At 71.9% G+C, this 19,008-nt stretch carries 13 protein-coding genes, 1 other RNA gene and 5 pseudogenes; 13 read left to right on the top strand and 6 right to left on the bottom strand.

Going from position 1 to position 19,008, the window contains the following annotated elements; translation table 11 throughout:
* Nucleotides 1–40: 40 nt before the first annotated feature.
* The 4 genes from WKH84_RS05750 to smpB all read left to right on the top strand — a co-directional run bounded on the left by WKH84_RS05750 (nucleotide 41) and on the right by smpB (nucleotide 3,986).
* Nucleotides 41–1,102, top strand: coding sequence for an ATP-binding cassette domain-containing protein (locus tag WKH84_RS05750; RefSeq protein ID WP_341855959.1), 1,062 nt, complete (start codon nucleotides 41–43; stop codon nucleotides 1,100–1,102).
* Entirely contained in the window at nucleotides 1,099–2,016 is a 918-nt protein-coding gene (gene ftsX / locus WKH84_RS05745; RefSeq protein WP_341855958.1) for a permease-like cell division protein FtsX, read from the top strand. Before WKH84_RS05750 ends, ftsX begins: the two co-directional genes overlap by 4 nt.
* Before the next feature lie 2 nt (nucleotides 2,017–2,018).
* Nucleotides 2,019–3,338 (top strand): peptidoglycan DD-metalloendopeptidase family protein, encoded by a 1,320-nt coding sequence (locus tag WKH84_RS05740; protein WP_341855957.1) that lies wholly within the window; start codon nucleotides 2,019–2,021, stop codon nucleotides 3,336–3,338.
* A 141-nt stretch (nucleotides 3,339–3,479) separates the two neighbouring features.
* Entirely contained in the window at nucleotides 3,480–3,986 is a 507-nt protein-coding gene (gene smpB, locus WKH84_RS05735) for an SsrA-binding protein SmpB (RefSeq protein WP_341855956.1), read from the top strand.
* Nucleotides 3,987–4,074: 88 nt separating this feature from the next.
* Here the strand turns inward: smpB and WKH84_RS05730 are convergent, their stop codons facing one another.
* Both WKH84_RS05730 and WKH84_RS05725 read right to left on the bottom strand, forming a co-directional pair.
* Nucleotides 4,075–4,395 (bottom strand): hypothetical protein, encoded by a 321-nt coding sequence (locus WKH84_RS05730; protein WP_341855955.1) that lies wholly within the window; start codon nucleotides 4,393–4,395, stop codon nucleotides 4,075–4,077.
* A 32-nt stretch (nucleotides 4,396–4,427) separates the two neighbouring features.
* Entirely contained in the window at nucleotides 4,428–4,637 is a 210-nt protein-coding gene (locus WKH84_RS05725; protein ID WP_341855954.1) for a hypothetical protein, read from the bottom strand.
* Between the two features lie 253 nt (nucleotides 4,638–4,890).
* Here WKH84_RS05725 and ssrA point away from each other — a divergent pair.
* The 4 genes and pseudogenes from ssrA to WKH84_RS05705 all read left to right on the top strand — a co-directional run bounded on the left by ssrA (nucleotide 4,891) and on the right by WKH84_RS05705 (nucleotide 6,470).
* Nucleotides 4,891–5,261, top strand: a transfer-messenger RNA (tmRNA) gene (gene ssrA / locus WKH84_RS05720).
* A 255-nt stretch (nucleotides 5,262–5,516) separates the two neighbouring features.
* The gene (locus WKH84_RS05715; RefSeq protein ID WP_341855953.1) at nucleotides 5,517–5,777 is read left to right on the top strand and encodes a hypothetical protein; all 261 of its coding nucleotides are present in this window, start codon (nucleotides 5,517–5,519) and stop codon (nucleotides 5,775–5,777) included.
* Nucleotides 5,690–6,205 (top strand): annotated as a pseudogene (locus tag WKH84_RS05710) (phosphotransferase); the annotation flags it as partial. The gene WKH84_RS05715 and the pseudogene WKH84_RS05710, both read left to right, overlap by 88 nt.
* Before the next feature lie 58 nt (nucleotides 6,206–6,263).
* On the top strand, nucleotides 6,264–6,470 hold the full coding sequence (locus tag WKH84_RS05705) for a hypothetical protein (RefSeq protein WP_341857069.1): 207 nt from the start codon (nucleotides 6,264–6,266) through the stop codon (nucleotides 6,468–6,470).
* Between the two features lie 58 nt (nucleotides 6,471–6,528).
* Here WKH84_RS05705 and WKH84_RS05700 read toward each other — a convergent pair whose 3' ends face one another.
* Entirely contained in the window at nucleotides 6,529–7,056 is a 528-nt protein-coding gene (locus WKH84_RS05700; RefSeq protein WP_341857068.1) for a hypothetical protein, read from the bottom strand.
* Between the two features lie 518 nt (nucleotides 7,057–7,574).
* Here WKH84_RS05700 and hrpA point away from each other — a divergent pair.
* A pseudogene (gene hrpA, locus WKH84_RS05695) lies at nucleotides 7,575–11,339 on the top strand (ATP-dependent RNA helicase HrpA).
* Between the two features lie 394 nt (nucleotides 11,340–11,733).
* Nucleotides 11,734–12,333: a hypothetical protein gene (locus tag WKH84_RS05690; protein ID WP_341855952.1), complete on the top strand. Its 600-nt coding sequence runs from the start codon at nucleotides 11,734–11,736 to the stop codon at nucleotides 12,331–12,333.
* 50 nt (nucleotides 12,334–12,383) lie between these two features.
* On the opposite strand, the gene WKH84_RS05685 is transcribed toward WKH84_RS05690, so the two are convergent.
* Nucleotides 12,384–12,905 carry a hypothetical protein gene (locus tag WKH84_RS05685; RefSeq protein ID WP_341855951.1) on the bottom strand — a complete coding sequence of 174 codons (522 nt, stop codon included), beginning with the start codon at nucleotides 12,903–12,905 and terminating at the stop codon, nucleotides 12,384–12,386.
* A gap of 250 nt (nucleotides 12,906–13,155) precedes the next feature.
* Here WKH84_RS05685 and WKH84_RS05680 point away from each other — a divergent pair.
* Nucleotides 13,156–14,614, top strand: a pseudogene (locus tag WKH84_RS05680) (NAD-dependent malic enzyme).
* Here WKH84_RS05680 and WKH84_RS05675 read toward each other — a convergent pair.
* Nucleotides 14,598–14,993 carry a VanZ family protein gene (locus WKH84_RS05675; protein WP_341856784.1) on the bottom strand — a complete coding sequence of 132 codons (396 nt, stop codon included), beginning with the start codon at nucleotides 14,991–14,993 and terminating at the stop codon, nucleotides 14,598–14,600. The pseudogene WKH84_RS05680 and the gene WKH84_RS05675 overlap by 17 nt on opposite strands.
* 236 nt (nucleotides 14,994–15,229) lie before the next feature.
* On the opposite strand from WKH84_RS05675, the gene WKH84_RS05670 reads away from it, so the two are divergent.
* Entirely contained in the window at nucleotides 15,230–15,601 is a 372-nt protein-coding gene (locus WKH84_RS05670) for a DUF3039 domain-containing protein (RefSeq protein ID WP_341856783.1), read from the top strand.
* Between the two features lie 135 nt (nucleotides 15,602–15,736).
* A pseudogene (locus WKH84_RS05665) lies at nucleotides 15,737–17,548 on the top strand (DEAD/DEAH box helicase).
* Between the two features lie 31 nt (nucleotides 17,549–17,579).
* Here the strand turns inward: WKH84_RS05665 and WKH84_RS05660 are convergent.
* Nucleotides 17,580–18,958, bottom strand: a pseudogene (locus WKH84_RS05660) (nicotinate phosphoribosyltransferase).
* Nucleotides 18,959–19,008 lie beyond the last annotated feature (50 nt).

Raw genomic sequence — 19,008 nt, 5'->3', positions numbered from 1 at the left:
TGGGAGCGCCAGACTTTCCCCTTGATGTGACAGGCGAGCAGTGATCCGTTTCGACGACGTCACCAAGACGTACATGCGTGGCCAGCACCCCGCGGTGGAGAACCTCGACATCGAGTTCACCCGCGGGGAGTTCGTGTTCCTGGTCGGCGCCTCCGGCTCGGGCAAGTCGACCCTGATGAGGATGGTGCTCAAGGAGGTCGCCCCCACCCGCGGCACCGTCTACGTCGCCGGCAAGGACCTCTCCCGGATCCCGTCCTGGAAGGTGCCGGCGCCGCGCCGCGACATCGGCATGGTGTTCCAGGACTTCCGGTCGCTGCCCTCGAAGACCGCCTACCAGAACATCGAGTTCGCGCTCGCGGTGATCGGCACGCCCCGTAAGGTGGTGCGCCGTCTGGTCCCCGAGATGCTCGAGATGGTGGGCCTGGAGGACAAGGGCAAGCGGCTCCCGCACGAGCTCTCCGGCGGTGAGCAGCAGCGCGTCGCGATCGCGCGCGCCTACGTCAACCGCCCCTCGATCCTGCTGGCCGACGAGCCCACCGGCAACCTCGACCCCGCCACCGCCGAAGGCATCCTGGATCTGCTCGCCGAGATCAACGAGCGAGGCACCACCGTCGTGATGGCCACCCATGACCGCGCCGCCGTGGACCGGATGCGCCGCCGCGTCGTGGAGATGGTCGGCGGCAAGGTGGTGCGCGACGAGGAGCAGGGCGGCTACGAGACCCCCGCCCCGGTCAGCGAGATCTCCGGGAACCTGCCCGACGACTCCACCCACCGCGAGGAGCACCCCCTGGACGACGAGGAGCTCGTCGCCGACTGGGACGGGGCGCCCGAGCCGGCCGCCGCCGAGCGCGAGAGCGCCGAGGAGCACGTCGGCCCCGCCGGAGCCGACCGCTCCGGCGAGGCCGACGGGCCCGTTCGGGCCGACGCGGGCACCGATCCGTCCGGCACCGACGCGTCGGACGCCGACCCGTCGGCCGAGGACCGCCCGGTCCCGCGGGACGTGCTGGAGGAGGACCTGATCGACGAGCGGGAGGCCCGCCGGGTGCGCGAGTCCGAGGACTTCACCGGCGACTTCGACCAGGACCAGGAGGAGCTGCGATGAGGGCCCGCTACATCCTCGGCGAGATCCTCACCGGCCTGTGGCGGAACATCGCCATGGTCATCTCCGTCGTGATCGTCACCGCCGTGTCGCTGACCTTCGTGGGCACCGGCGTGCTGATGCAGAAGCAGATCATGGACATGAAGTCCACCCTGGTCGAGCAGTCCCAGGTGACGATCTTCCTGTGCTCCCCGCACTCGACGGCGTCCTCCTGCGCCGGCGGCGCCGCGACCGACGCCCAGATCGACTCGGTCCGCGAGGCGCTCGAGGGCGAGGTCCTCTCCCCGTACATCGCCTCCGTCGAGGAGCGCGACCAGGAGGAGGCGCTCGCGATCTACCAGGAGCAGTTCGCCGGCGAGTCCTTCGTCTCGAACTTCACCGCCGAGGACATGCCGGTCTCCTTCCACATCACCCTCAGCGACGCCGACGACTCCGCCGCCGTGGTCGAGTTCTTCCAGGGCCGCGACGGCGTGGACGAGGTCACGGACCTGCTGAGCACCTTCGCCCCCTTCATCGACGTGCTGAACCAGTCCACGCTCTTCGCGCTCGGGCTCGCGGTGCTGATGCTGGTGGCCGCGGTCTTGCTGGTCGCCACCACGATCCGCATGTCGGTCGCGGGCCGGCGCCGCGAGATCGCGATCATGCGCCTGGTGGGCGCCTCGAACCTCTTCATCCGTCTGCCCTTCCTGCTCGAGGGGGCGGTCGCCGCGATCATCGGCGGCCTGATCGCCTCGGGGATGCTGTGGCTGGGCCTGCACCATCTCGTCCAGGGCTGGCTCGCACCGACCCTCGGCGAGCGGCTGATCACGGTCTCCACCGCGGACCTCGTCTGGGCCGCACCCCTGCTGGTCGTGCTCGGCGCCGTGCTGTCGATCGCCTCGTCGGTGGTCTCCCTCAACCGCTACCTGAAGGTGTGAGCATGTCCTCCAGAAGTCTGCGCCGCCCCCTGAGCCTCCTCGCCGCCGCCGCGATCCTGGCCGCGGGCATGCTCACCGGTCCTCTCTCCCCGGCCTCCGCCGAGGGCAGCAAGGACGACAAGATCGCCGAGCGCGCGGAGGTCGACCAGCGGCTCGAGGACCTCCGCATCGAGCTGAACGACGTCAACGACGATCTCGCCGACACCTATCTCGCGCTCGCGGAGACCGAGCCGCTGATCCCGCAGGCCCAGCAGGACCTCGAGGACGCGCGGGTCGCGCTCGGCGAGGCGCAGGAGGAGGACCGGAAGGTCGGCGAGCGCCTCACCGAGGCCGAGGAGGAGGAGCGTCGCCTCTCGGGCGAGGTCGAGACCGGCCAGGAGGAGGTCGACCGCAGCGACGACGAGCTCGCCACGGTCGCGCTGTCCGCATACAAGGGCGGCGGGATGCCCAGCCCCTCGTCGGTGTACGTCGGCAACAGCTCCCCGCAGGACGCGGTGGACCGCTCGATGAACTACCGCATCACGATGGCTTCCCAGGGCACCCGCCTGGACACGCCGCGCACGGACCAGTCCGTCACCGAGAACTCCGCCGAGCGCCTGTCGGCCGTGCGCGAGGAGATCAAGCGACTCAAGATCGATGCGGAGGAGGCGCTCGAGCGCACCCGTGTCGCCGAGGAGGAGGCGACCGAGGCGAAGAACGAGCTCGACGCGCTGTACGAGACGCAGAAGACCCAGCGCGACGACCTCGAGGCGAAGAAGACGAAGTACGAGGGCGACCAGAGGTCCCTCGAGACCCGCGACTCCACCCTCGACGACGAGATCGAGGAGCTCGCCAAGCAGGAGCGCGAGCGCGAGGAGAAGCTGAAGGCCCAGCAGCAGCAGAAGAGCAGCGGCGGAAGCGCCCCGGTGGCCGGCTCCGCGAACACCGGCGGCGGCTGGGTCTACCCCGTCAACGCACGGCTGAACTCGAACTTCGGCTGGCGCGTGCACCCCATCTACGGCACGAAGAAGGCGCACGCCGGGGTGGACTTCCCCGTCGCCTGCGGCGTGCCCGTCGGCGCCGCGCACTCCGGTCGCGTCATCGCCCGCACCCACAACAGCGGCGCGGGCAACAAGCTCATCGTCAGCCACGGCATCATGAACGGTCGCCTGGTCACGACCTCCTACCACCACCTGCAGGGCTTCGCGAAGCCGGTCGGGGCGCAGGTCTCGGCGGGGGAGACCGTCGGCTACGTGGGCACCACCGGCTCCTCGACCGGCCGCCACCTCCACTTCGAGACCCATGAGGACGGCAACGCGGTCAACCCCGCGAAGTTCCTCTGACCGTCGCCCTGCCGGGCCGTCCGGGAGTGCGCCCGCTGAGAAACCGGTCGCGATCCTGCGCGGCCACGTCGTAGGCTGGGACGTCCGATCGCGGCCGCGATCACCAGTGCAAAGATCCGGAGACGGAGAGAAGGAGGACCCATGTCCGCGAAGAAGGCCGACAAGAAGCAGGCCGCCGCGAACGAGGGACCCCAGAAGAAGCTCATCGCCTCGAACAAGCGGGCGCCGCACGACTACTTCATCGACCAGACCTGGGAGGCCGGCATCGTCCTGACCGGCACCGAGGTGAAGTCGCTGCGCGACCGGGGCGCGTCCTTGATCGACGGCTACTGCTACGTCGACGCCGGCGAGGTGTGGATGGACAACGCCCATATCGCCCCGTACGTCAAGGGCACCTGGACCAATCACGCCGCCCGCCGCAAGCGCAAGCCGCTCTTGCACAAGCAGGAGATCGAGAAGCTCGCGAGCAAGTCCCGCGAGAAGGGCTTCACGATCGTGCCGCTGGAGATGTACTTCCTCGGCTCCCACGCGAAGGTCAAGATCGGTCTGGCCCGCGGCAAGAAGGAATGGGACAAGCGCCAGACGCCGCGCGAGAAGCAGGATCTGCGCGAGGCGCGGCGCGCCATGCGCCACCGCGAGCTCGCCTGAGCGCCGCCCTCACCGCCTGAGAGGCCATCGTCCCCGCGAGGGGGACGACCCGATCGGCCGGTCCGTCAGTCGGTGGCCGGTCAGCCGGCTACATCACGCCGTTCCAGGCGGCGCACCGTCTGCCGACTGGACTCGATGACGTCCTCGGCGGCGACGCCGAGCCGCTCCCGCATGTACAGCGCCCGCCGCATCCTCGAGCGCCGCCTCCCACAGCCTCCCCGCCGCCCGGGGCCGTTGGTCGCGGCCGCTCGGCGAGGGCGTGCTCGAACCTGCACTTCGCCCGGTGCTGGAACACGGAGGCGAGCGCTGAGAGGGACGAGGGGGAGGTGGGGTCCTCCAGCCCTGTCTCCTCGGCGGCGAGGTCCAGCTGCTCCTCCGCCGCGACGAAGGCGCCCTGCCACTGCGGCACGTGCGCGTACCGAGTGCGACGGACGGCCCGCATCACGGGGAGAGCCCCGGCGCCTCGAGCGCCTGACGGCCCGCGATCGCCGCCTCGTCCAGCCTCCCCAGCATCCGCAGGAACGCCACGGCTCGAGGATCGGTGGGGTGCGCCGCGCACCACTCGGTCAGCGCCGCGGGGTCCAGCACGATCTCGCGCAGGGTCTCGGGATCGATGCTGATGCGCGTGCCGGCGGCCTCGAAGCCGCTCATCGCCCCATCCTCCCCGCCGGTGCGGCCCGTGGTCCAGCTCCGCGGCGCACGCGCCAGGAGGAGGCAGGAGCGGTCCTGGCGAGGAGCGGACTTCGCCGTGAGCTGAGAGATATCCGCTTCAGATCGCCCGGCACTCGCGGTAGAGTTGGTCCACAGCGTTCCTCCCGAGGGGCGCACGTGGGTGTTTGACAACCGAAGAGTGAGTGCGACGACGGCCAGAGCGCCGTCACGATAGTCATGCCTTCCCACGCCAGGGGCCGATCGGTTTCGACGGTAGTTGTCCAGCAAGGGGAAGCGGGCCGAGAATCCAGAGTCATCTCGTTAACGTCCTCTGGAAACCAATAAGTGCCGAACCCAAGCGCACTGACTTCGCTCTCGCCGCCTGATCAGCGTTAGCAGTCTGGAACCCCGGGGGTGCTCCTGACCCGGATCGTTCCATCATCTAAGGAGCCACTCGCGCCGACCCTGGTCACCGGGGAAGGATGAACATCTCAGAGTGACTGAGTCCGTCGACGACGTGTCCGTGGGATCGTCGGGACTGAGAAAACGCCAACACGGACTGCGCCCGGAGAAGCCCTGGCTCCGCACTATCGGACGCGGGTTCGATTCCCGCCGGCTCCACCATCGCACTCACCGACGAAGGCCCCCTCACCTGCGCAGACGCGCGGGGGAGGGGGCCTTTCTCGTGTCCGGGGCTCGTCGCCGGGCGATGTGCCGCGGACCGCTGGCGCGACGTCGCGCGAGGGGCCGACGCCGACCAGGAGCGCGTCGGCCAGCGGCTCCACGTCGTCCAGCGACCAGGGGGACTTCGCATCCACCGCCACGGGCGACGTCGGAGAACGCCCGTCCGGGCGAGGCCTTGCCCGGTACGGTGGGCGGATGACCGGCACGCCGGATATCGCCCCCGTCCTCCCTCCTGCCGACCTGCCCGTGGACCTGCGCCGCGTGGAGTCGCTCTGCGCGTGGTCGCGGCCCGAGGAGGGCGTCGAGCTCGAGCGGATCAGCTGGGCGATCGGGAAGCGTCCCCGCGGCGAGGGCTGGGACAACGTGCTGTGGCCGATCGGGACCCTCGACGGCGCGCCTCTCGTGCGCGGATCGCGCGACGCCGCATCTCCCGGGAGCCGCTCGGTCGGGAGGTGACGGTCTTGCGCCGCCTGCGGGGGCTCGGCACCACCCTCCCGATGGACCTGCCGCGCGTGATCGCGACGGCCGAGGACGCCGTCGCGGTCGAGTGGATCGACGGGGTGACGGCCGCGGAGTCCGACGTCGCGAGGCAGGAGGAGGTCGCCGAGGACCTGGCCCGGATGCTGGCGACGATCCATTCCGGACCCGCCCCCGAGGTGGGAAGGAACCCGGTGCGCGGCGTGCCGCTCGTGAATCGCGCCGAGTTCTTCGCGACCGATCTCGAGCGGGCGGGTCTCGACGAGGACGCCGCGCGCCGCGCCGCTCGGACATGGCAGGCGGGCATCGACGCCGAGGAATGGCAGGGCCGCGAGCCGCTGTCGCACGGTGACCCGCATCCGGGCAACGTCGTGGTCCCGTCGCCAACCTCCCCGCGCGCGGTGACCCTCATCGACTGGGGCGACACCACCCGCGGCGACCCGGCGAGCGATCTGGGCGGCCTCTTTGCTCCACCCCTCCCGGTCTGCGACCGAGCTGCTCGGTGCATATCGGACCTCCGCGGCCTGGACCGGCATCGAGGACGACGCGATCTGGGAGGCGCCGCAGGCACGTGCCCGGGCCTGGGCCGTGCGCATGGCGCTCGCACTCGTGCTCGTCTATCCCGAGGGGCATTCGCTCGGACGTATCGGGCGGCGGCCGCTCGCGAGCTGACCGGGGTCGCGCGCACCTGCTGGACCGAACGGAGCCTTCGAGCGCCGGCCGACGCCGTTCAGGGGCTGTCCTCTCCGGTGCCCGCCAGCACATGGGCTGAAGGAGCGAGGCCCAGCCTCTCCCGGGCGATCTCCGGCCCGCGGCAGGCGAAGGCCTCGGGCTCGTCCCAGTGGCCGCCGAGCGGGCCCGTGATCCAGGGCCCGTCCTCCCATTCCACGACGTCCTCGAGGCGCGGCAGGCGATGGGCGGCGAGGTCGAAGGCCTGCAGTCCGTGCTCGTGCGCGAGCTGGGTCAGCCGCCCGATCACCTTCCTGTCCGGCCCGAACAGGACCGGGGCGAAGGTCTGACCGTGCGCGGCCTCCGCGGTGTCCTCGTCCCTCCACGGGGACCGGGGGTCCGCGAGGTCTGCCGGGAACTCCTCGAGGACGGCCGCGGTGAAGCGCGCGAGCCGAGGAGTGGGTGGCGGCGGAGGCGTGGGCGAGCCGACGAACTGCCCGGCGGTGTGCAGGTGCATGTGCAGGTCCGCGCACGCCGACTCGTCGTCGACGGGGGCGGGCCCGATCCAGAAGCCGATCCGATATCTCATGCCCCGGATCCTGCCCGGTGGGCGACGACGCGCCCCTGGGTTGTGCACAACGCCCAGGTCAGCACTCCGCGCGACGCCCCCTCCTGAGGCGGGCGCCGTGGCCGACGGCATCGCGATCACCGCCTTCGAGCACAGGGACACCACTGGTTCCACCCGGTCGGACATGCAGGAGTTCACGGTCGACAGGCTCCCGGTCCGCGCGCAGGGCGGGCGGCGACGGCCGCGGCTGGTACCGCTGTGCGCCGGCGCCGGAGGTCCGTTCGTCGGCGATGATCCCGGTCGCGCCCGTCGTCCCGCTGTGGGCCCCGTCGCCGCGGCCCGGAATCGGCACGACGGCGGCGGGGCCGCCCACGTAGAGTGGCCCCGCCATGACCACGACCTCCTCGAACCCCGATCCGTCCGCCCCGCACCCTGCCGAGCGGGCCCCTGCCCCCGGGCCGCGGATCACCTACCCGGGAGACCTGCCCGTCTCGCAGCGCCGCGAGGACATCCAGAAGGCGATCTCGGAGAACCAGGTCGTGGTCATCGCCGGTGCGACCGGCTCCGGCAAGACCACCCAGATCCCGAAGATCTTGCTCGAGCTCGGCTACGGGCAGGACGGCCGGATCATCGGCCACACCCAGCCGCGACGCATCGCCGCCCGCTCCGTCGCCCAGCGCATCTCGAGCGAGCTGGGGGAGAAGCTCGGCGAGGGGACCGTCGGCTACCAGGTCCGCTTCACGAAGGAGACCTCCCGCGGCACCCGCCTGAAGCTGATGACCGACGGCATCCTGCTGGCCGAGATCGGCCGGGACCGCCTCCTGAAGCGCTACGACGCGATCATCATCGACGAGGCCCACGAGCGCTCGCTGAACATCGATGTGATCCTCGGCTACCTCCGCCAGATCCTCCCGCGGCGCCCCGACCTCAAGGTCATCATCACCTCCGCCACGATCGACCCCGAGCGCTTCGCCGAGCACTTCGCCGCGACGCGCCCTCGGGGAGAAGGAGCCCGCCCCGATCATCGAGGTCTCGGGCCGCACCTATCCCGTGGAGATCCGCTACCGCCCCCTCGTGCTCGAGGCCGACGTCGACGAGGACGACGAGCTCGAGGACATCCACTCCATCGAACGGGACCTCACCGAGGCCATCACCGACGCGGTCGACGAGCTCGCCGCCGAGGGCCCCGGCGACATGCTCGTCTTCCTCCCCGGCGAGCGCGAGATCCGCGAGATCTCCGACTCCCTCGAGAAGCATCTCGCACGCGGCACCCGCGGCCGCTCCGCCCTGCCCGTCGAGGTGTCGCCCCTGTTCGGCCGGCTCTCCGCCCAGGACCAGCAGAAGATCTTCTCCCCGCCGAAGGCCGGCACCTACCGCCGCATCATCCTGTCGACGAACGTCGCCGAAACCTCCCTGACCGTCCCCGGCATCACCTACGTCATCGACTCCGGGCTCGCGCGCATCTCCCGCTACTCCCAGCGCACCAAGGTGCGGCGCCTCCCGATCGAGCCGATCTCCCAGGCCAGCGCGAACCAGCGCTCCGGCCGCTCGGGCCGCACCGCCCCCGGCATCGCGATCCGCCTCTTCTCCGAGGAGGACTTCGAGGGCCGGCCCGAGTTCACCGAGCCGGAGATCCTGCGCACCTCCCTCGCCTCCGTCGTCTTGCTCATGACGAGCCTCGGCCTCGGCGACGTGGAGTCCTTCCCCTTCGTCGAGCCGCCGGCCTCCCGCGCGATCACCGACGGCGTGCGCCTGCTCGAGGAGCTCGGCGCGATCGAGCCCGACGAGCGCGCACCGGGCGGTCGCCGGCTCACCCGCGTCGGCCGCACCCTGGCCCGCTTCCCGCTGGACCCGCGCATGGCGCGGATGCTGATCGAGGCCGGCCGGCTCGGCGCGGCGCGCGAGGTGCTGATCATCGTCGCGGCCCTGTCGATCCAGGACCCGCGCGAGCGGCCGCTCGGGCAGGAGCAAGCAGGCCAGGGAGAAGCACAAGCGCTTCGAGGACGAGACCAGCGACTTCCTCTCCTTCCTGAACCTGTGGAACCACCTGCAGGAGCGGCGCGACGCGCTCTCCTCCAGCGCCTTCCGCCGCGAGGTGCGCGCCGAGCACCTCCACTACCTCCGCATCCGCGAATGGTGGGACCTGCACGCCCAGGCGCGGGACATGGCCAAGGACGCCGGTCTCTCCCGCAACGACAACGACGCGAGCCCGCAGGCGATCCACCAGGCGCTGCTGGCGGGGTCCGCTCAGCCATGTCGGCCTGCTGGACGACCGCACCCGCGAGTACTCCGGTGCCCGCGGCGCACGCTTCGCGCTGTGGCCCGGCTCGACGCTGGCGAAGAAGCGACCCGACTACGTCATGGTCGCCGAGCTCGTGGAGACCAGCCGGCTGTGGGGCCGCACCGCCGCCCGCATCGACCCCGCCTGGGCGGAGGAGACCGGTGCGCACGTCGTCAAGCGCTCCCACTCCGCCCCGCACTGGTCCTCCAAGCGCGCCTCCGCCATGGCGCACGAGAAGGTGACGCTGTACGGCGTGCCGCTGGTCGCCGACCGCGTCGTCGGCTACGGCCGCATCGACCCCGAGGCCGCGCGCGACATTTTCCTCCAGAACGCCCTGATCGAGGGGGACTGGCGCACCCGCCACCACTTCTTCCGCGACAACCGCGCCCTGATCGCCCGACTCGAGGAGCTCGAGGCGAAGACCCGACGCCGCGACCTGCTGATCTCCGACGAGCGGCTCTTCTCCTTCTACGACGCGCGGATCCCGAAGCACGTCGTCTCCGGCCGACACTTCGACACCTGGTGGAAGAAGGCCCGCCACGAGACCCCGGACCTGCTCACCCTCACCGAGCAGGACCTGCTGGCCGCCGACGAGGAGGTCACCGAGGCGATCCGCTCCGACTTCCCCGACACCTGGGTGCAGGGCGACATCACCCTCCCGCTGAGCTACTCCTTCGGCGAGGTCGGGGCGAAGGGCGCCGACGGCGTGACCGCCACGATCCCCCTCGCGGTGCTGAACCGCCTCGCACCGCGCGGCTTCGACTGGCTCGTGCCCGGCATGCGCGAGGAGCTGGTCACCGAGCTGATCCGCTCCCTCCCGAAGCCGATCCGCCGCCACCTGGTCCCCGCCCCTGAACGGGCCAAGGCCGTTGCCGGGACCCTGCACGACGACGACCCCGACGGCGGCGAGGCGTTCGTCGAGGCGGTCGCCGACGAGCTCGTGGCCCTGCCCGGCGTGCCCGAGGACCTGCCGCTGTACGGCCCCGAGTTCGACCTGACGAAGTCGCCCGCCCACCTGCGGATGCACTTCCGGGTCGTGGACGGCAAGGGCCGTGAGGTCGGCGCCGGCGATGACCTCGAGGCGCTGAAGCGGCGGCTGAAGAAGCGCGTGGACACGACCGTCTCGAACCAGTCCACCGAGATCGCGCGCACCGACCTGCCCAGCTTCCCCGCAGGCGGTGTGCCGGCCGTCCACGAGTCCACCGTCGGCGGTCTGAAGGTCACCGGCTACCCGTCCGTCGTCGCCCGGCGCGGCAAGGACGGGCGGCTCGAGCGGGTCGACCTCGCCGTCCTCGCCGCGGCCGACGAGCAGGCCCTCGCCCACCGCGAGGGCGTCATCGCGCTGATCGACCGGGAGATCGGCACCGACCTCTCTCGCGTGCTGAACGCCCTGCCCAATCCCACCAAGCTCGCCGTCTCCGGCTCCGACTACGCCTCCACCGCCGCGCTCCTGGCCGACGCCTCCCGTGCCGCGACCGTGCACCTGGCGGGGCGGGCCCAGGTGCGCACCCGCGCGGAGTACGAGCAGCTGCTGGAGACCGTGCGGCAGAGGCACGACGAGCTCGCCGCCGGTGCCGTGAAGGACGCCGCCGCCGCGCTCGCCGTGAACGCGAAGCTGCAGCGCGAGCTGGGCCGGGCCACCTCCCTCGCGGTCCTCTCGCATCTCACGCAGATTCGCGAGCACGCCGCGTCCCTGCTCGGCGACGGGTTCATCTCCCGCACCGGGATCGCGCACCTCGGGGACCTCTCCCGCTACCTGCAGGCCGATCTGCACCGCCTGGAGAAGGCGCCGGAGAACCCGCGCAGGGACGAGCGGCTCGCCTGGCAGATCGGGGACCTCGAGCAGTACTGGGCCGCGCAGAAGCAGAAGCTCTCCGCCCGTCGCCGCGCCGAGCCCGATGTGCAGGAGATCGACTGGTCGCTCGAGGAGCTGCGGGTGAGCCTGTTCGCGCAGACCCTCGGCACGGCGCAGACCGTCTCGGACAAGCGGATCCGTAAGGCGATCGCCGAGCTCACCGCCTGAGCGCGTCGACCGTCCCCGCCGCCGCGCGCCCCGAGTGGTGACGGGCGCCTCCACGCCGTGACCTCCGCGTGACCTGAGTCCCTCCCTGGGTGTCAGCGGGACGTTCTACGAAAGATTTACCGAACGATCCTCACGGGCCGACGAGCCCGCTCCTCGCTCCGCGCCGAGTCGCGGTGACAGGCGTCCAGGAGAGCGCACGACCGGGGCCGACGCCGCGACGAGCTCCGTGCCACGGACTTCCATGGCGAGGTCATGCGCAGATCAAACCGCAGGCCGTAGCGCTGTCCGGGAGCTTCTGGTGCCCTTCACAGGATCCGGGATGCCTCGTTACGTTGTCAGCGCCCCGCTCCGAGAGCTCGACGAGCCCGGAGCCCTCCGCACCGAAGGAACCCCGATGCCCGTCTCCGCGTCCGCCGCGCTCTCCCGCCGTCACCTGCTCCTCGCCGGCGCCGTCGGCCTCTCCTCCTTCGCCGCGCTCGGCTCCATCGCCCCCGCCCGCGCCGAGGACGTCTGGACCGAGGAGTTCATGACCCGTCCCGAGACCCGCGAGGGCTTCCTCCTGGACGCCATGGACGAGTGGCAGGTCGAGAACGCGAAGTTCATCATTGCGGTGATCAAGGGGCACGATCTCGACGAGCGGGCCGCGACGATCACCCTCGCGACCGCGATCGTGGAGTCCTGGTCGCGCAACTACGAGCCCGCCGTCGACCTCGACTCCGGCGGCCTGTTCCAGCAACGCCCCTCGATGGGCTGGGGCACCTACGACGAGGTGCGCCACAAGAAGCGCGCGATCGACGCGTTCCTGGGCCTGGGCGAGCACTCCGAGGCCCCCGGCCTGATGGACCTCGCCCCCGACTACCACGAGTGGGCGCCGGGCGAGGCCGCGCAGGCCGTGCAGATCTCCGCCCACCCGGAGCGCTACGCCGAGCAGATCCCCGCCGCGCAGACGCTCTGGGCCCGGTACGCCGGGGACGTCGCCGCGTACACCGACTGAGGCCCGTTCCAGCCGGCGGTCCTGGACCAGGAGCCGCCGGGTCGTGATGGTCAGAGCCCGAGGGCGGAGTCCTCGCACGGCTCGGCGTCCACGCGGATGTCCGTGATCCGCGACTCGCCCTGGGCGGTCAGCCGCACCCGTGCGCCGTGCTCGCCGTCGGCCTCCAGCCAGGTGACGGCGCCGCTGTGTCGTTCGCGGCCCAGCGACGAGAAGCCGTGCTCCTCGAGGACGGGGTCGAGCGCCTCCCGCCAGGGATCCCAGTCCATGCCCTGTCCAGGCACGGGGTAGAGATTGCCGTCGGCCTGCCAGATCCCCGCCTGGTAGCGGCAGTCCTCGGCGCCGGGCTCGAGGATCTCCTGCCCGCCCCGCTCCCAGCTCATCGCACGCACCGAGGTCGTGGCGGCGAGGAGGTCCTCGGCCACCGCCTCGTAGGTCGCGACCGCCTCCGACGGGGGAAGGGGAGCGTCGCCGCCGCGACCGGCCAGCAGGACGGTCGCGAGAGCGAGGGTCGCCGCCCGACGACGGCCGACGATGACTCCGCGCCCCGTGCGGCGCACATCCCGCTCACGCATCCGTGTCCCCGTTCGCACTAGTCTGCGCACCCTGGACCGCCGGCGTGACCCGGAGAAGGACAGCCCCTCGACGCTCGGCGGCGCACGGGCGCCTGCCCGTCCACGCACACTCAAGCAGGGTTCCCGACATCGCACCATCGGCAGAACTCCCCATCCTCGCAACGGCCGCCGCCGCACCCTCCGGGCGACCGTCCTTACCTGCAGGTCGCGCGGTCGATCCGAGCAGGTCGAGCGCGCTAGGCTGTGCTCCATGTCACCGATGCCATCCGTCAGCTATTCCATCACCGTCCGTCTGGAGTTCGCGGCGCGCTCCGCAGCGGTCAGCGACATCACCGGCCGCATCGAGCGACACGGGGCGACGGTCACCGCGCTCGACGTCTCCGCCTCCGGGCCCGAGCGCATGCGGGCGGACATCACGGTGCTCACCAGCGGCCACGACCACGCGATGGAGGTCGTCGAGTCGCTCAAGGAGCTCGAGGGCGTCGAGCTCGGCAAGGTCTCGGACCGCACCTTCCTCGCCCACCTGGGCGGCAAGCTGACGGTCGAGTCGAAGCTCCCGATCCGCCACCGCGACGACCTCTCGATGATCTACACCCCGGGCGTGGCCCGCGTGGTCAAGGCGATCGCCGAGAACCCCGAGGACGCGCGCCGCCTGACCATCAAGCGCAACACCGTCGCCGTCGTCTCCGACGGCTCCGCGATCCTGGGCCTGGGCGACCTCGGGCCGCTCGCCGCGATGCCGGTGATGGAGGGCAAGGCCGCCCTGTTCAAGCGCTTCGCGAACATCGACGCGTTCCCGATCTGCCTGGACGCCCACTCGGTCGACGACATCGTCAACCACGTCAAGGCGATCGCGCCTGTCTTCGCCGGTATCAACCTCGAGGACATCTCCGCTCCGCGCCGCTTCGAGATCGAGGACCGTCTGCGCGCCGAGCTCGACATCCCCGTCTTCCACGACGACCAGCACGGCACCGCGATCGTGGTCGTCGCCGCGCCGCGCAACGCCCTGCGCGTGGTGGAGAAGGACATCTCCACCGCCCGGATCGTGCTCTCCGGCGCCGGCGCCGCGGGCACCGCGATCCTGCGCCTGCTTCGCGCGGCCGGTGCGCGCGACATCATCGTCACCGACATCGACGGCATCATCCACGAGAACCGCGAGAAGCTCGAGGGGCGTCTGCCCTGGATCGCCGAGGTCACCAACCCGCGCCAGCTCACCGGCACTCTGCAGGACGCGGTCGCAGGCGCCGACGTGTTCATCGGCGTCAGCGCCGGGAACATCCTCTCCGCCGAGGACGTCGCGACGATGGCGGACCGCGCCGTCGTCTTCGCGATGGCGAACCCCACCCCGGAGATCGACCCGGCCGAGGCGGTCAAGCACGCCGAGGTCGTCGCCACCGGGCGCAGCGACTTCGCCAACCAGATCAACAATGTCCTCGCCTTCCCCGGCGTGTTCCGCGGGTCGCTGGACGCCCACGCCACCCGGGTCAGCGACCGGATGCTTGCTGGCCGCGGCGAACGCCCTGGCCGACGTCGTCAGCGCCGAGGAGCTCAACCCCACCTACATCGTCCCCAGCGTCTTCCACGACGGGGTGACCAAGGCGGTCGCGAGCGAGGTCGAGCGGGTCGCCCGCGAGGAGGCCGGCACCATCGACACGATCACCGGGACGATGACGGCGGTCTACGCCGACGAGATCACGCTGAACGGCTGACCCCGCCGCATGCTGGGGCCGCTGGGATCCACGGCCCCTCAGCGCTGCGGGCGCCTCGAGCGGCGGGGCCGACGGCTCCACCTCGCGCTCGGCGGCGGCGCGGCGCGGCGATCCGCTCGCCGGCCCACAGCCCGAGGCCGAGCGCGATGCCGACCACGTCGAAGAGGACGTCCAACGGGTCGCCGGAGCGACCCGGGATCGCGGCGTGCTGGACGAGCTCGACCACCAGGGCGTGGACCAGCGCGGCCACCACCACCCAGCCGATCGGGAAGCGCCGCGCGGGGGCGAGGACCCGTCCGGCGGTGAACACGGTGGCCGCGAAGAGGAGCAGGTGCACGGCCTTGTCCAGCCCCGGCAGGCCGATCCCGCCCGGGGACATCGGCAGGAAGAAGCCGATGTTGAGCACCAGCGCGAGGCCGAGCAGGCCGGTCCGCCACGGCACGGAGCCGCCGACCCGCACGATCTCGACGGGGATCCTCCGGAAGAACTCGGCCACGGCATCCATGGACGCAGTCTCCCAGGGTCGTGTCCTGTCCCCGCGGAGGCGGGGCCGCTAGGCTTCGAGGAGCACGCCCGCGACCGAGGCAGAAAGCGAGGGAGGCTGTCATGACCTCCATGTCCTCCACGTCCGATCCGTCCCGCATGGACCCCTACTCCGATGACCCGGGAGCCGCGCCCACCGCCGTCATGGACCGTCAGGTGCAGGAGCAGGAGCAGACCACCGACGACGGCGACCACGACCGGTTCGCGCACTACGTGCGCAAGGACAAGATCACCCAGGCAGCGCTCGGCGGCACGCCCGTGATCGCTCTGTGCGGCAAGGTGTGGGTGCCCGGCCGCGACCCCGAGAAGTACCCGGTGTGCCCGGAGTGCAAGGAGATCTACGAGGGGATCCGCGAGCCGAACGACGGCGGTGACGGCACAGGAGGCAAGGGCGGCTCCGGCCGTGGCGGCGGCTTCCGCGGCTTCTTCGGCGGTCGCCGCTGAGACCCTGCCCTGCAGGAATCCGCCGCGAGGGCGGTGCGCCGAGAGGCGGCGCCGCCCTCGCGCCGTCCCCGCGGACTTCCTCACATCGGGCAGGTGGGCGGGTCGTCGGTCCCCGGCGGTACGGTGGTCCACGCCGTGAACACCACTCCCTCCTTCTTCTCCCAGAGCGACCCCCGCCAGCCCTCCGAGGCGGCGGCGAGGACGCTCCCCGTCGCCTACCCCGAGCGCGCCGCCTGGGGCACCGTCCCCAAGCTCCGCGCCTGGCAGGCCGAGGCCCTCGAGATGTACCGGAACCGGGCGCCGAAGGACTTCCTGGCCGTCGCGACCCCGGGCGCCGGCAAGACGACCTTCGCGCCGCAGATCGCGGCGGGTCTGCTCTCCGAGGGGACCGTCCGACGGGTCACCGTCGTCGCCCCGACGGAGCACCTGAAGACCCAGTGGGCCGACGCGGCCGCGCGCGTGGGCATCTCCCTGGACCCGAACTTCGCCAACTCCCAGGGCGCGCACGGCGACCAATACCAGGGCGTCGCGGTGACCTACGCCCAGATCGGCATGCACCCGGCGCCGCACCGCGCCCGCACCGAGGCGGACCGCACCCTGGTGATCCTCGACGAGATCCACCACGCCGGCGACTCCCGGACCTGGGGCGACGGGGTGCGCGAGGCCTTCGACCCCGCCACGCGGCGCCTGGCCCTGACCGGCACGCCGTTCCGCTCGGACGACTCCGAGATCCCCTTCGTCACCTACGAGGAGGACGCGGAGGGCTTCGCGCGATCGAAGGCGGACTACACCTACGGCTACGGCGAGGCGCGCGCGCGATCACGTCGTGCGCCCCGTGCTGTTCATGACCTACTCCGGGCGTATGCACTGGCGCACGAAGACGGGCGACGAGGTCTCCGCCCAGCTCGGCGCGCTCGAGACCAAGGACATCACCCAGCAGGCCTGGCGCACCGCCCTGGACCCCAAGGGGGAGTGGATCCAGTCCGTGCTCTCGGCCGCGGACCGGCGCCTGACCGAGGTGCGCCGCCATGTGCCCGACGCGGGCGGGCTCGTCATCGCCACCGACCAGAAGGCCGCCCGCGCCTACGCCGCGACCCTCCACGACCTCACCGGTCAGGCGCCCACCGTGGTGCTCTCGGACGACGAGGGCGCCGGCAAGCGGATCGAGGACTTCTCCGCCTCCGACGACCGCTGGATGGTCGCGGTGCGCATGGTGTCCGAGGGCGTGGACGTGCCGCGCCTGTCCGTCGGCGTCTACGCCACCTCGACCTCCACCCCGATGTTCTTCGCCCAGGCCGTGGGCCGCTTCGTGCGCTCGCGGACCCGCGGCGAGACCGCGAGCGTCTTCCTGCCCACCGTCCCGATCCTGATGGCCCACGCGGCCGCGATGGAGGAGGAGCGCGACCACGTCCTGGACCGTCGGCCGAGGACGGGCGACGAGGAGACCGGGCTCGACGAGTCGCTGATCGAGCAGGCCAACCGGCCCGAGCAGGCCAGCGACCAGCTCGAGATGAGCTTCGAGGCGCTCGAGTCGGAGGCCTCCTTCGACCGGGTCCTGTTCGACGGCGGCGAGTACGGCGCCGGCGGCATGATCGGCTCGGAGGACGAGCAGGAGTTCCTCGGCATCCCCGGGCCGCTGGACGCCGACCAGATGCGGGTCGTGCTCCAGCAGCAGCAGGCCCAGCAAAGAGGCCCGACGCCAGAAGAGCGGTGCGGACCAGCGCCCGACGACCCCCGGCGTGGTCGACCACCGCCGCCTCATGGACCTGCGCAAGGAGCTCAGCTCCCTGGTCTCGGCGTGGGCGAAGAAGTCCGGCACCCCGCACGGCTCGGTCCACAACACGCCGCGCGCTCGCGCGCGGCGGGCCCGCCGTCGCGCAGGCCAGCGCCGAGCAGATCGAGGAGCGGATCTCGATCGTGCGCGGCTGGTTCGTCGGCCGCCGCTGACCCCTGCCGACTCCCGACCCTGCCCGCGCGCTCAGCGCAGGACGCGGGCGGCCTCCGCGCCGTCGGTGAGGGTCGGGATCGCGATCTCGCCGTCGGGCCCGTCGTCGGCCGAGAGGCCCAGCTCCGCGAGGGAGGCGGCGTGGCGCTCGCGGGCGGCCTCGAGCCGTGCGGGGGCGCGCTTCGGGGCGACGTCCTCGCCGGCCTCGATCAGCGGCACCTGCAGCGGACGCAGCGAGGTGCGGGCCCAGTCAGGGTTGGACGTGCCGGAGATCAGCTCCGCCGTCAGCTCCCGCTCGAACTCCGCGACCTCCGCCTCGCCCGGGAGCACCAGCTCCGCCCGGGCCTGCCCGCCGACGACCATCCGGTACGCGGCCTTGCCCGCCCCGAGGGTCGCCTTGTCCGTCGACCGCTTGCCGACCGGATGCATCTGCCCGTCGGCGCCCTCGCGCTCGACGAGCTTGTACACGAAGCCGGGGGCGGGGTGCCCGCCGCCGGTCACCAGGCGGGTGCCGATCCCGTAGCCGTCCAGCGGCTCATCCTTCAGCTCCTCGACCCGGTGCTCGTCGAGGTCGCCGGTGGCGGTGATGCGCGTGGAGGTCGCGCCGAGCGAGTCCAGCGGCTCCCGCACGCGTCCGGCCTGCTCGGCCAGGTCGCCGGAGTCCAGCCGCACCGCCCCGAGCCCGGGGCCGGCGATCTCCACCGCGGTGCGCACCGCGGACTCCACGTCATAGGTGTCCACCAGCACGGTGGTGCCGGCGCCCTGGGTGGTGAGCTGGGCGCGGAAGGCGTCCTCCTCGCTGTCGAACAGCGGCGTGAAGGCGTGCGCGGAGGTGCCCGCGGCGGGGATGCGGTAGTGCGCGCCCGCGGCGAGGCTCGAGGTGGAGGCGAAGCCGACCAGGTACGCGGCGCGGGTCGCGGCGATCGCGGCGTCCTCGTGCACGCGCCGCCCGCCCATCTCGATCAGGGGACGGCCTCGCGCGGCGGTGACCATGCGCGAGCCGACGGAGGCGACGCCGCTGTCGTGGTTCAGGATCGAGAGCACGACCGTCTCCAGCATCACCGCGTTCTCGAAGGTCCCCTCGATCCGCGAGACGGGCGAGTTCGGGAAGAACAGCTCACCCTCCTGGTACCCGAAGACGTCGCCCGTGAACTCGTGCCGCGCGAGATGGTCGAGGGTGTCCTCCCGCGGCGCGCCGGTGGAGGCGAGGTAGCGCAGGTCCGCGTCGTCGAAGCGAAAGTCCGCGATCGCGTCGAGCACGCGGCCGGTGCCGGCGAGCACGCCGTAGCGGCGCCCGGCGGGCAGGGAGCGGGTGAACACCTCGAAGACGCGCGGCGGGAGGCGGTCCCCGCATCCCGGGCCGCCTCCAGCATCGTCAGCTCGTAGAGGTCGGTGAGCAGGGCGGAAGTCACGGTGTCCACCGTAGTGCGTGGCGGGCGGGCAGGGGAGGCGGCGCGCCCCG

Origin of the sequence: Brachybacterium sp. GPGPB12 (assembly GCF_038396325.1) — a bacterium.
In the GTDB taxonomy this organism is placed as follows: Bacteria; Actinomycetota; Actinomycetes; order Actinomycetales; family Dermabacteraceae; genus Brachybacterium; species Brachybacterium conglomeratum.
This window is presented reverse-complemented; position numbering and strand designations above follow the sequence as displayed.